This is a genomic window from Pseudophaeobacter sp. EL27 (genome assembly GCF_900313025.1).
In the GTDB taxonomy this organism is placed as follows: domain Bacteria; phylum Pseudomonadota; class Alphaproteobacteria; order Rhodobacterales; family Rhodobacteraceae; genus Pseudophaeobacter.
This window is the reverse complement of sequence record NZ_OMPQ01000015.1, coordinates 1-12831: the sequence shown is the minus strand read 5'-3', so window position 1 is coordinate 12831 and position 12831 is coordinate 1. Positions and strand designations below refer to the sequence as shown.

Here is a 12831-nt window from a genome sequence, read left to right as displayed (position 1 = left end):
CTCGAGAGCCTAACTTAATCTCTTTGGCCCAATAAAACCCAACTCAAGAGGGGTTGGGCTTTCTGTGCACTTTTAGCGGCCTTCCCCTTGCTCAACATTACGGGCCTTATCGGGTGCGCATGACACGACAATCAACCAGCGTTGTTCTTTTTGGCTGCTGCCAGCTTTTGAATGAGCAGAATGTTACCAATCTGTTCGCTCATAGGTTTCAGTGCTGATCTGTGAAACCTCTTGCGACTCTTGAACAATAACTGGCTCGGCCAGAACATCTTCCTGTGAGGTATCGTAATCTTGGCCGCCTTCCTCGCTTAGTTCTGTAAACGCATCCCACGCAGCGTCTCCAGAGCTCATGCTGCTTTCGGGACCGAATCCCTCTTCACCCTGAGAAACAGGTTCGAGCGTAATTGTTGTGTCTCCAACCGGTATTGTGAAATCAGAGCTGAAGGTGATAGGTGCGCCATTGAAGGCAGTGTCGCTAACAACTATCTCCCCCTTTATTTCCCCTTCGTAACCGGGTGGTGGAGAAACCTCGAGCGCGCTTATGTTCCAACCCGAAAGATCCACTGGCCCGCCGTCTGTTACAAGAGCATTGTCGCCACTAGTCAAGATCGTATCACGGGGCAGGCCTTCAATTCCTACGGTCGCACTGTCACTCGCACCTTCTAGCCCGATGCCCACATCCAATGTGCCGTTCACATCAACGGCGATGTCCTGATCGGCTTGTACCGTCTCACGGCCGTTCGAATCCGGGCCTTCCCATTCAAGTTTCAGACCTGCATGCCCGTAATTCTCGAAATATCGAATCTCAATGTCGTGTGTGCCGGGTTCCAATTCGATCCGACCGGAATCTTCGCGATACCTGTGATTACCATCGTCTTTGACGACCTCCTGCCCGTTGGCAAAAACTACCACACCATCGTCAGCGGAGGTGAAAAAGGTATAGGAACCTCCTTCCTCAACCGTAACCTGCCCTTGGATCCGGGTAGCAAACGTATCTTTGGAACCACTTTCCCAAAAGGATTCACCGCTGTTTTTGTAATCGATTTCTGCCTGATGGTCCTGGTGGGTGGGGTCAGCGTCCCAGTTCACGTCATCCAGCTTTCCGATCCGCTGGTCCACATCTAGGTAGTCAGCTCGAAATCCTGTCACAAACTCTGCAGTTGGCTCAGTTATTTGGGCCTCATTCACATTGATTGTAATCGGCTGACTGATGTCTGTGCTGCCTGCTGCAGCGCTGCTATCGGTCATGGTGAGCGTGGCATCCACTTGGCCTGCAAAATCATACGGCGGCGTGACTGTCAGCATTTCTGTGTCAAACCCGGTGATGTCCGCAGTGCCGCCGTCTTCCACCACCAGTGTTTTGCCGTCCGCCTCCACAACCGTGCCTGCGGGCAGGCCCTTCAGCGCCAGGTTTGTAGTCTCGCTTAGCTCAATCTCTGGATGGGCGACGTTCATCGCAATCGGCATACCGGATACAGTTTGCGCTTCGGACATATCTGGTGCCGTCACCAGCTGAGGCCCATCCATGCCCGGCCCTTCCCATTCAAGCTTCAGACCCGCATGTCCGTAATTCTCGAAGTACCGCACTTCAATATGGTGGCTGCCAGGATCCAGTTGCACTTCGCCTGATTTGGTCTGATAGGCATGGAGCCCATCGTTTTCGACGACCGGCTGCCCGTTCACGAATAACTGAGCGCCATCGTCACCGCCGAGGTCGAACCGGTATGTCCCCCCTTTGTCCACCTGCACGGCTCCGCTGATTTCTACTCCGAAGGTGTCTTCCGAGCCGCCCTCCCAGAAGGAGTCCCTGCCGTTCTCGTAATTAATCTCTGTGACCAGTTCCTGATGCGTTGGCTCCGCGTCCCAATCGATATCCTCCAGAGAACTGAGCCGCTGGTCCACATCGAAGTACCGCGCATGAAATCCAGTCGAAACCGTCAGGTCGGCGGTATCAGCCACCTCAACAGTAAAGGTTTCAGAGGTGCTGAGTCCGCCAGAGTCCGTCACCGTGACAGATACGTCGATTTCGCTGGCTTCTTCAAAGTCGAGCGCTTCAGTTTCTTTCAAGCGCAAGAAGCCATTGGAAACTTCAAAACGGTCGTCCGAAACCTCGAACATATGACTGTCATCGCCATCTGGATCTTCGAAATTCACCCGATTAACAATGGCGCCACGGACGTTTTCGGCAACAACATTCTGCGCGGATGTAACCGTGATGTTATCGACCAGTGCACCATAGCTGTCATTTTGATCGGCTGCTTCACGCAGTTCCAGCTTATCTTCGCCGGTACCGATCACCTGCATCTCAAAGGTCGTCCACTCCTTACTATCAGGATCCAATTCACCAACGAGATTATCGTTCCAATAGACTTCGACAGTGTCGGTGCCATTTGTAAGACGTTCGCGTAGATCGATGCCTAGATCATAAACTTGCCCTTCGTTGGTCTGAATGGTCTGACTGATGCTATCGACACCGCGGCCAGAGTCCATTTCTAGGTGCTGCTCGCCCTCAGAAGCATCAGTCCGGCCTAAATTGTCCCAGACTTCCATACTGGTATCAGTATCCCAACTGCCGGAATCGTCCTCTTTGAAGGCGCGCCAACGACCGGTTTCCAGACTAAAGTTTTCAAAGCTGCCATTTTCAACAAGGTTTTCACTTTCCCCTTGAAGTGTTAACCCGCCAGGAGCCTCATTCTGATCTGTCACCTCAATTGAGAAGTCTTCCGTATGCGATGTACCCGCACTATCGGTTACGGTGACCTGTACATCGATCTCAGCTTCGGCCTCATGGTCGAGCGATACGCCGTCCTTCAGCTTGAGCTGGCCCTCCACAACCTCGAAGCGGTCATCGGAGACGGAATAGCTGTGGCTGTCGCCCGCATCCTGGTCCTCAGCGGAGAGGGTGCCGACGATTGCGCCTTCTGCGTTCTCGGCAATAGCGCTGCCGGTCAGCTCGACGCCGGTCACGGCGTCATTCTGATCTGTCACCTCAATTGAGAAGTCTTCCGTATGCGATGTGCCCGCACTATCGGTGACGGTGACCTGTACTTCGATCTCRGCTTCGGCCTCATGGTCGAGCGATACGCCGTCCTTCAGCTTGAGCTGGCCCTCCACAACCTCGAAGCGGTCATCGGAGACGGAATAGCTGTGGCTGTCGCCCGCATCCTGGTCCTCAGCGGAGAGGGTGCCGACGATTGCGCCTTCTGCGTTCTCGGCAATAGCGCTGCCGGTCAGCTCGACGCCGGTCACGGCGTCATTCTGATCTGTCACCTCAATTGAGAAGTCTTCCGTATGCGATGTGCCCGCACTATCGGTGACGGTGACCTGTACTTCGATCTCAGCTTCGGCCTCATGGTCGAGCGATACGCCGTCCTTCAGCTTGAGCTGGCCCTCCACAACCTCGAAGCGGTCATCGGAGACGGAATAGCTGTGGCTGTCGCCCGCATCCTGGTCCTCAGCGGAGAGGGTGCCGACGATTGCGCCTTCTGCGTTCTCGGCAATAGTGCCGTTAGAGAGCGAAAGGCTTTCCGGTGCGTTATTTTCTTTGGGAGGTTCTGGAGATCCATCTCCAGCACTACGGTTAGCGGTCTGATTAGTTTGTTGGGCCGATGGCGCCTGAGAACCGCCAACGTCAATCGCATGCTCGGCCCCTTCATTGGGAATTTGGTGAGACCGGGCAACATTCTGACCATCATCAGCGTCTCTTCCTGTGTCTTGAGGAGCTTCTGCATCAAAAAGCACGGGGGAGCCATCGTGAGGAAGAAGCGAAGCTGCGTCTTGACTGCTGTCACCGGGCGTCTCTTGGGCGGATAAGGTGTCCACCTCTTGCACAGTGAAACTAGCGTGCCCATCAAAAGCGAGTCTTTCGGAAGCATCACCTTCTAGAGTTTCTCCAGTGTGGAGAGTACTGCGGCTTTGGTCCTCAGGTGCGGCTTGGGCGCCCTTTGACAGCCCCTCTGCAAAAGTCTCCTTATCTTTTTGATCTTTTATCAAATTGTGTGGCTGGTTTATCGAATGATCGGCTTTGCCAGACATAAGAACCTCCGGAAATACATTTGATTTTTTCATTAACACAAAACGGTTAATGCAATCTCACACGCATAGCTTGAATTTTAACTCATTCTTACCCAAAGCGTTCTGTGTAATTGATAAAGGCTTAAGGGGTTTCAATGTCTTGTGCACCAGAGTGAGTGGTATGGGGCCGGTATGGAACAAGAGACATTCAAAGGGCGTGACAGCTCCCTGGCCGTGAAGCTGCCTCTTCTGGCTGCGTCGCTGTCACTTAACGTCGTCGCATTAGTTATTCCCATCTCTATTCTCCTGATTTTTGATCGTGTGATCCCCTTTCAGTCAGTTGAAACACTGCGCATGTTAACCGTCCTCCTCCTAGTGAGCGCGGGGATCGAACTAGTTCTGCGGTGGAGCCGTTTGACATTACTGAACGGGGCTGCGGAAAAGGCAGCAGTCTCGAATTATCGGCGTTTTGCGAGCCGGATATTACACGCCAACACTCAGGCATTTTCGCGGGATTCAGCGTCGGTATACATTGATCGATTTTCCGCCATTTCCCAACTTCGTGACCATCATGCAGGGCAGAATCATGCCCTGTTGATTGACTTGCCATTCACGCTGGTTTTCGCGGTGATGGTGGCATTGATCGGAGGCTGGTTGGTTCTTGTGCCAATCACAGGCTTGGTGGCGGTACTGGTGTTTTCCCTGCTGATGAAGCGCGCTCAATGGGCGCTGTTTGACACGAGAAAATCTTTGGACAGTCGCCGGTACGCTTTTTTGTCCGAGGTGCTGTCGAGCAACGAAACCGTCAAAGCCAACCGGATGGAGCGCCAGATGCAGCGGCGGTTTGAACTGCTGGAAGATCAAACCGTTGATCTCAGCCATCGGTTGATCCGGTTTTCCGGCCTCGCTCAGAACTTCGGGGCTGTCTTTGGGCAGGTTTCTGTGGCTGCTATGGGACTGCTTGGTGCTTTCTTGGTTATCCGCCAGCAGATCGGGATCGCTGAAATGGCTGCATGTATGTTGCTGAACGGGCGGATTGTACAGCCGTTGACCAAATTGATGACACTATGGGTGCAGTCAGAGAGCGTTGCTCTGTCCTGGAGAAAGCTGCGTGAAATTGATGCGTTGGATATTGACCCGGTCTCAACAAAGTGTGCAGGCCTGATTGAAGGAAAAATCACCCTGCGCGACCTCCGGCTCCAGGGAGGAAGCGGGGATGCCGAACGCTCGGGCATAAGCTCCTTGATATTGGCGCCAGGCCAGATCGGTTTGGTTAGCAGCAATGCGATTTGGCAGATACAGGCACTTTACGATGCTGTAACTGGGCATTGTAGTCCTGCAGCGGGCGAAGTCCTGATAGACGGAGTTTCAGCGCAGTCACTCGTATCGAGGCGGGGTCAGGATGCCATTGTTATGTTGGAAAGCGATCCTGCCATTCTGTCGGGCACACTATTAGAAAATCTAAGCGCTTTTGGCGATGAGACGCATATTTCCCGGGCGAAAGAGTTTGCGGCGAAGCTGGGGCTGGAAAAGCGGATTCATCGACTGCCAATGGGGTATAATACAAAGCTAGGCTCTGGCAGTGCTTTTGAAAACGATCCCGTTAACCGGCAGTTGATTGCGCTGGTACGTGTGCTGGCGTTACGTCCGCGCATCCTGCTCTTGAACGAACCGACTGCGGTACTGGATACCACAGAGCGGGAGGACTTGGCGGAGTGTTTGGCCTCCTTGTCACCAAAGCCGACGATCCTGATGAACAGCCCTGATCCCCGCATGAAGGGTCTTGCTGATGTGGAATGCAAACTGACCTGTTTGGTGGGGGATGAGGTTGCAGATTGGGACGCGGACGCCCATGCCGAACAAACCGCAGCCGAGCAGCGAAAGGACGTGGCATGAGCCTGGTCACAACTCAAAACGCCGGTGCACTGTTGAAGGAACTGCTGCTTGTCGGAGGTTGGCAGAGCAACGACGAAGCGATAGCAGAGGCATTCCCGTATCTTACTGAAACGCTTGATCCTGACGGTTTGATCCAAACTCTTGAGAATCTGGATGTTCCCTATACCCGTGTAGCCTGTCTAGAAAGCGAGATTACTGATGCAGATTGCCCCGCGCTGGTTATCCCAGCCAATCGTAGCTGCTTCGTAGCTCTGCGCCGCAAAGGAGCTATGCTACAAATTGCGGGATTGAATGGGGGAAACCCTGGCACTCTGGAAGCACGGGTCAATCCCTGCACAGTAATCCGGATCGAGAAATTCAGTTATCAGCCTTCACACCGGGAGCATCGCACGGTTGGAGCTTCATTTGCGGCGCTGCACCAGATGATACCCGGCCTGTTGTTGGCGGGTTTCCTGACCAACCTGTTGGGCTTGCTGGCACCGCTCTTGATCATGGCCATCTATGATCGCGTGATTCCTTCCGGTTCGGTGGACATGCTGGTGGCATTGGTCGCGGGTGTAGTTATTCTGGCAACGTCTGATTTCCTGTTCCGCAGTGTCCGAACCAGGGCGCTGGCCTATGTCGGTCAGCAAGGGGAGCGCGCCCTGGCGGTTGCGCTTTTTGGAAAGCTGATGAGCCTGCCGCTGCCGCAGCTGCAAAAGTCCAGTGTGAGTCAGCAAATTGCGCGTTTCCGTCAATTTGAATCCTTGCGAGAGCTGTTCGCCGGCCAGGTGATGACAACTTTGATCGACTTGCCGTTTGCGCTGATGTTCTTTGCTGTTCTGACTTATTTGGCCCCTTCTGTCGGACTTTTGACACTTGGGCTTGCGGTACTTCTGATGTGCATCGGGGTTCTTGCGATGCCATTCCAGAAGCGACTGGAACATGCCGCGGCAGAGGCCAGCAGAGCAAGTTCAACGGTGATCCAGGATGCCGTGGAGCATCAGCGCACAATGGCCAATCTTGGCATGCAAGAACAATGGTTGCGCCGCTGTATGCCGCTGGCGGAAGCATCGGAAACAGCAACTGCTCGTGCTCGTCAGCTGCGGAACCTGATTCAGACCGTGTCGCAGAGTATTGTTGCACTTGGTTCGGTCGGAGCAATCATTCTTTGTGCACAAGGCGCGGTAGCAGGCAGTATTAGTTTTGGTGCGTTGATCGCCTCTATCGCCCTTGTTTCCAAGGTTCTCGCGCCGGTTCAAGCCTTTCAATCTTCGCTTGGGCAGATCTCCGGATTTCGCAAGAGCCAGAAGCAGGCCGATCAGGTATTATCGCTGACAGAGGAAGTAGAGCTGGGCTTGAACCAGTCTCATCAAAAAACTCTGCGTGGTGCAATTTCATTTCAGGGGGTGAACCATCGCCCAGATCCGCTGAATCCCGCGCTGCTCACAGCAGCCGGTTTCGACTGCACACCGGGAGAGCTTGTAGTAATCATGGGGCGGGATACCGCCAGCCGGACAGCGGTACTGGATTTGGCCACCGGGTTTGCGTCTCCCTCCTCCGGCGTAATCGAGCATGATGGTATCGACATCCGTCAGATCGCACGGGATGAACTGCGCAAATCAATAACCTATTCAACTTACACGCCTCAGCTCTTTCACGGGACCGTGGCACAAAATTTTCGCCTGGCTGCCCCGGCACTGAGTGAGGCGGAAATTCTTGCGGCATTGGAGCACATTGGAATCTCTGAAGAAGTCAAGGCCATGCCGGAAGGATGTGACACGCGCCTGAGCGCTCAATTTGTGGCGGGCCTACCTAGCGAACTGATCAAGTCAATTGCGCTGGCCCGGAGCATGGCACGGCAGTCATCAATATTCTTTTTCTCAGAACCGACTAACGGCCTATCACAGACCCGCCGTGATCGATTTAAGAATTGGTTGGAAAATCAGCGCGGTGCAAAGACCGTTCTGATCACCACTGCTGACCGTTCGTTTATGCAAATGGCAGACCGGCTGATTTACCTGAACGGGGATCGTGTCATCGTCAATGATACCGGACCTGCGGCCATCAAAAAGGTGCAGGCGGTTATGAAAGCAACGGGAACCTAAAAATGCGCACATCATCCAAGAAGCAGCAGGGAAACGGCCCGATTGCAAAGGCCAAGCAGAAAGAAAAAAGCCGTCAATCGCGATTTGCAGCGCTAATCTCTTTGATCTTTTCTGGCATGGTGGTTGCGCTGGTGGTCTTAGCCGGACGCACAGATGTGCCTCAGATCACCCGAGCACCGGGCACGATCGTGCCGCTTGGCGACTATACTCAAATCGAGGTGATGGAAGGCGGTATCGTCGAATATGTGCATGTGCAAGACGGCGACCAAGTTAAAGAGGGTGATGTGCTGGTCGAGTTGCGCCATCCGGATCTGGATAAGGAACAGCAAAGGCTACGTGAACAAATAGCGACCGTTGATCGCAAGCTGTCTCGCGCCCGGACCGTTTTGCGTACACTGGAAAGCGGAACAGTGATCAACGAAGACGAACTGCAAACGCTGCGCCAGAAAAACCAGCACCGCGCGGCCGCAACCTTAGAAATCTACGCCGAGAGCCAGCGTGTGAAGAGTCTGGCAATCGCTCAGCAGCAGGAAACGCTGGACATACTCCAGACCTCTCAGGGTTTCACACTAGAGCGGGTTGAACGTAAGCAGGAAGAGTTAGCGCGTGCACGCCATCTGCATAAGCAAGGTTTGACCACTTTGCGTGATCTCGGACGCGAGGCCGATCAGCTGGATGCGTTACGCACAGCGGCATCCGACGGAGAGGTCCGTTTAGCCCAAACCCGTAGCGCTCTAACACTTGTCCAGGCGGAAATGGCCGAACAAACTTTGACCTTGCGCGAAGAAATGCTGAATGTGGTCGAAGAGATGAGCGATATGCGCAGTGAACTTGCAGTGTCATTGAGAATTGTCGATCGCAAACTTGAAGAGCTGCAGATTACTGCGCCTAGCGTGGGAATAGTGCAATCCGTTGCCTTCCCCAATGAAGGTGAGGTAATTGCTCCGGGCGAGACAATCTTCGAGTTGCTGCCAACACGATTGGATTTGATGGTTGAGGCGCGCATCCCTAACAACGAAATCGGGCATGTGGGGCTGAAACAACCAGTTAATCTTACCGTTGATACCTATGATGTACGGCGTTTCGGAAAAATCCAAGGCCGGGTTGCAGCACTGTCACCTGTGCCTTTGATTGATGAGCAGACCGGCGAAACATATTTCCGCGCATCGATCCAATTGGACAACCGCTCAATCGGGTCCGGCGCGTATATGCGCCCTCTGCAAGCTGGTATGACGGTTGTAGCAGAAATGACGACTGGAGAAAAAACGTTGCTATCCTATATGCTTAAGCCGGTACATCAAACTATGAACAATGCGTTCAATGAACGCTAACATTCGCTTTGGTGTGAGAGAGCGACGTTGACGCCTGATCGGTCGGACGAAAGATGGCATGAGCACGAAACTGCCTTCCATCAGCGACAGTCAATTTCGGCCGCTCTACCTGTATGAAGTGGTTCCGGTAGAGCACATTCGTCAGGCAGGTTTTCAACCAACCAAATGTGCTCCATTTCGGGCGGTACGCGCCCGTGGCTACGAGCTCCAATGCAGTGGAGAGGCTTTGTTCTCTCCGTGGACCTACAAAGCCTTTTCACATTCAGCAAGAGACGCGTGGCTAAGGCGAAAGGCAGGTTTGTTCGCAATGCGTGAGGCCGCACGGGTTTTGTCTTTGCTGCCGCAGCGAACGAGGGTTTGGCGAACTTTGCACCTCAATGGCTCTGATCTGATTTCGCCCCAGAACGGCAGCATTCAGAATTTTGCAGAACTACCGTTCAATTTGGTGCCGCAGGGCAGGGGAGAGGGGACCCCGTTCACACCGAAAAATCTGTTCCTAGTTCGCAGTGTGGTTCAGCCTTGTCAGAATTCATCAAGAGGTTGCCACCTATAACAAAATCCCTTTCTGGGAACGGGAACGCCTCAACGCGGTCTAGTTCCTAGTTCGGAAGTAGAGAAAATGAACCTTGCTGGTCACCTCGGGCCCGCAAGGCGCTATTATTAAGGGCAGTTGGAGAGTTGGGGAGTTTGAAAGGGGAAGTGTCTCAAAATCGTCTGTCGTTTCAGTTTGAGCGATTTAGGCCATCTTTGAAAGACAACGCCCTCCAAGCTTTCAAACCCCATAAACACCTCTTAAAGCCTGTTTTAAATGGCTCTATCCGGTATCTTCCGGCTTCATCCGGGGTCTTCCGGTTACTGCAATATCAAGTGTCTCCTAACACTTGGCTGTAGCGGGACACTTCGTTTTGCAGTGCGGGACACTTCCCATTGCAGCAAATTTTTCAAGACGAACGCCATGTTTTCTATGCCAAAACTGAACCCGTGGCCATCCACTTTTTGTACCAGTTTCGGGGTGAGTTTGGGACACTTCGCATTGCAGTACGGGACACTTCCCATTTCAAACTCGGTTATATCGCATCCCGAACCGCTTAAAATATCCGGCTGCTGAGTTCTTTAAAGGTCGTTTGAAGAGGTTTTAAACTGCTCGGAGCCGAGCTCTTGGGGCACGCCCTTCAATTCTTCCCAACTTTAGAGCTGTAGCATTGCACTCAGAACTGCACCGACCTCCTGCAGGAAAGAGCGCTACATGGGCGCCCCCTCCATTGCGTTTTGGTTCAGGGACTTCCAACTTACACAGAACGCGGGCGGCGCGCTCCCGGACAGGTTTCAAAATGGGCATCGCTATACTTCTCTGGTCGGGCTCGCGACGAGCGTCGGCCGCTCAGTCCCAAATGGCGCTAACGGCTGCTCGCAGCCCAAAGCGGACATGGACATCTAGCACTGAGGGCCGAAACCAAACATCAGCTGCGAAGACTGTGCAACTGAGTAGTTTCATTGAAAACTGACATTCAACTGATACTTTAGTGGGCTTGGCGCAAGCAGCTTAGGAGCCGCGCTCTCAAATTCACAACTGTCGATGCATGAGGGATGTAAAGCGGTTTGCGATGGGATGTTTGAAGTGAAACCTATACAATTATGAGGTTGCTACAGGTCGCGCACAACCGGAACAATTTCTCGCAATCCGTCGCGAAATTGATGCTGCGCCACGAGAAGAGCGCCCGCAAGCGGATCATCCTCTAGCATCTCGATTTTTCCGCCAGATTCGATCCGGAATTTGGAACAAGATAGGACGTCGCCGTGAACAACATTCGCTGTCATGACAAAGCTTCGGTCATCCTGTCCTAGCACTTCCACGGGTTTGAACAGCTTTTCAAGTGCGTCCGCCACTTCGGGATTTTCAATCGAAATACCCAGTTCAGAAAAACGCTCGACAATTCTAAAAATACCGTTTTCTCCGGAGACATAGCTGCAGAAGAAGCGCATGTAGGCTTCGGCCTCTTCCACTTGTTGCAGCCTCAATTCTGCGCCCGCACGATCATTCACAGCATGGATACCACCGGATGAACCGTCGAGATGGACGAATGTTCCCCCCAAATCGAGGTATGAGAAAACGCCAAACGAACCAGAACTTCGCTCAATCAAAACCTCAGCAAGTGTGACGCCAACATAGAAAGTGAGCGGTGTGCACCTGACATTTCGGACCACGCCGTCTGGAAGATCGACGCGGGCCTTGGCCAATAGAAAAACCTTCAAGATGTCATCGCGGCGTTCTGCTTCGGGCTGCGTCCAGCCCAGATCCATTGGATGAGGGACCGGCCAAGGGTCTGACGGCGCAAGGGATTTGGTCAAAGCGATAAGATCTTCTGAAAGTTGCTTTTCTGAAAGGTCCCGGTACGCGTCACGGTTCTGCTCCAACCGATCCTTTATCTCGTCGACGAGCTTTTCGGCAGGGGTGCCGAGCGCACGCGCAAAAACCTGAATGACGTTTTGCTGCCCGCCCCTTACAGCCACATCGACTGCGGTTTCTTGGGTTTTCGAATGGGCAAGTTTGAGATCAGCTTTCGCTGCTATCAGGGCTTCTACGATCTCGCGGTGACCGTTCTGGGCAGCCATCAACAGTGGGAAGGTGCCATTCTCTTGACTGACCGCATTCACATCGGCCTTGGCGTCGATAAGCGCTTCTACGATCTCGCGGTGGCCGTTCTGGGCAGCCATCAACAGCGGGACGGTGCCATTCTCATGATTGGCCGCATTCACATCGGCCTTGGCGTCGATAAGCGCTTTTACGATCTCGCTGTGACCGATCTGGGCAGCCATCAACAGCGGGAAGGTGCCATTCTCTTGATTGACCGCATTCACATCGGCCTTGGCGTCGATAAGCGCTTTTACGATCTCGCGGTGGCCGTTCTGGGCAGCCATCAACAGTGGGAAGGTGCCATTCTCTTGATTGACCGCATTCACATCGGCCTTGGCGTCGATAAGCGCTTCTACGATCTCGCGGTAACCTTCCTGGGCAGCCATCAACAGCGGGACGGTGCCATTCTCTTGATTGACCGCATTCACATCGGCCTTGGCGTCGATAAGCGCTTCTACGATCTCGCGGTGGCCGTTCTGGGCAGCCATCAACAGCGGGACGGTGCCATTCTCATGATTGGCCGCATTCACATCGGCCTTGGCGTTGATAAGCGCTTTTACGATCTCGCGGTGGCCTTCTTGTGCGGCAAACAAAAGTGGGAAGGTGCCAGTCTCTGAGCCTCCCCCAATGAAGTGGTCCGCCCCTATGTTTAGAAAAGCGGAGGACCATAGATGGCTATTAAGAGACCGAAGCCCGAAGAGATTGTCGTGAAGTTACGGCAGGTTGAAGTGTTGATGGGGCAAGGGATGCCCCGGATTGATGCAATCCGTCAGATCGGCGTGACGGAGCAAACCTATTACCGCTGGAAGAAGAAGTACAGCGGAATGGGCACAGAGCAGCTTAAGGAACTGAAGCGGCTCCAGAAGGA

At 53.5% G+C, this 12831-nt stretch carries 6 protein-coding genes; 4 read left to right on the top strand and 2 right to left on the bottom strand.

The window, feature by feature from the left end; genetic code table 11:
- Positions 1 to 183: 183 nt before the first annotated feature.
- Positions 184 to 4035 carry a PA14 domain-containing protein gene (locus ED661_RS18545; RefSeq protein ID WP_162930187.1) on the bottom strand — a complete coding sequence of 1284 codons (3852 nt, stop codon included), beginning with the start codon at positions 4033 to 4035 and terminating at the stop codon, positions 184 to 186.
- 171 nt (positions 4036 to 4206) lie between these two features.
- On the opposite strand from ED661_RS18545, the gene ED661_RS18540 reads away from it, so the two are divergent.
- The 3 genes from ED661_RS18540 to ED661_RS18530 are packed head-to-tail and all read left to right on the top strand — an operon-like array spanning position 4207 to position 9328.
- A complete protein-coding gene (locus ED661_RS18540; protein ID WP_122075936.1) occupies positions 4207 to 5910 on the top strand; it encodes an ABC transporter transmembrane domain-containing protein in 1704 nt (567 codons plus the stop codon).
- Positions 5907 to 7997 (top strand): ABC transporter transmembrane domain-containing protein, encoded by a 2091-nt coding sequence (locus tag ED661_RS18535; RefSeq protein WP_122075934.1) that lies wholly within the window; start codon positions 5907 to 5909, stop codon positions 7995 to 7997. Before ED661_RS18540 ends, ED661_RS18535 begins: the two co-directional genes overlap by 4 nt.
- 2 nt (positions 7998 to 7999) lie before the next feature.
- Positions 8000 to 9328 (top strand): HlyD family type I secretion periplasmic adaptor subunit, encoded by a 1329-nt coding sequence (locus ED661_RS18530; protein WP_122075932.1) that lies wholly within the window; start codon positions 8000 to 8002, stop codon positions 9326 to 9328.
- 1644 nt (positions 9329 to 10972) lie between these two features.
- Here ED661_RS18530 and ED661_RS18520 read toward each other — a convergent pair.
- Positions 10973 to 12592 (bottom strand): ankyrin repeat domain-containing protein, encoded by a 1620-nt coding sequence (locus ED661_RS18520; protein WP_256385571.1) that lies wholly within the window; start codon positions 12590 to 12592, stop codon positions 10973 to 10975.
- Positions 12593 to 12634: 42 nt separating this feature from the next.
- Here ED661_RS18520 and ED661_RS18515 point away from each other — a divergent pair.
- The coding region (locus ED661_RS18515; protein ID WP_162930185.1) for a transposase at positions 12635 to 12831 on the top strand (197 nt) is incomplete at its 3' end.

Bases quoted from the DNA above. Each gene is read 5' to 3' on its own strand.
- ED661_RS18540 (WP_122075936.1), top strand. From the start codon at position 4,207: ATGGAACAAGAGACATTCAAAGGGCGTGACAGCTCCCTGGCCGTGAAG.
- ED661_RS18535 (WP_122075934.1), top strand. From the start codon at position 5,907: ATGAGCCTGGTCACAACTCAAAACGCCGGTGCACTGTTGAAGGAACTG.
- ED661_RS18530 (WP_122075932.1), top strand. From the start codon at position 8,000: ATGCGCACATCATCCAAGAAGCAGCAGGGAAACGGCCCGATTGCAAAG.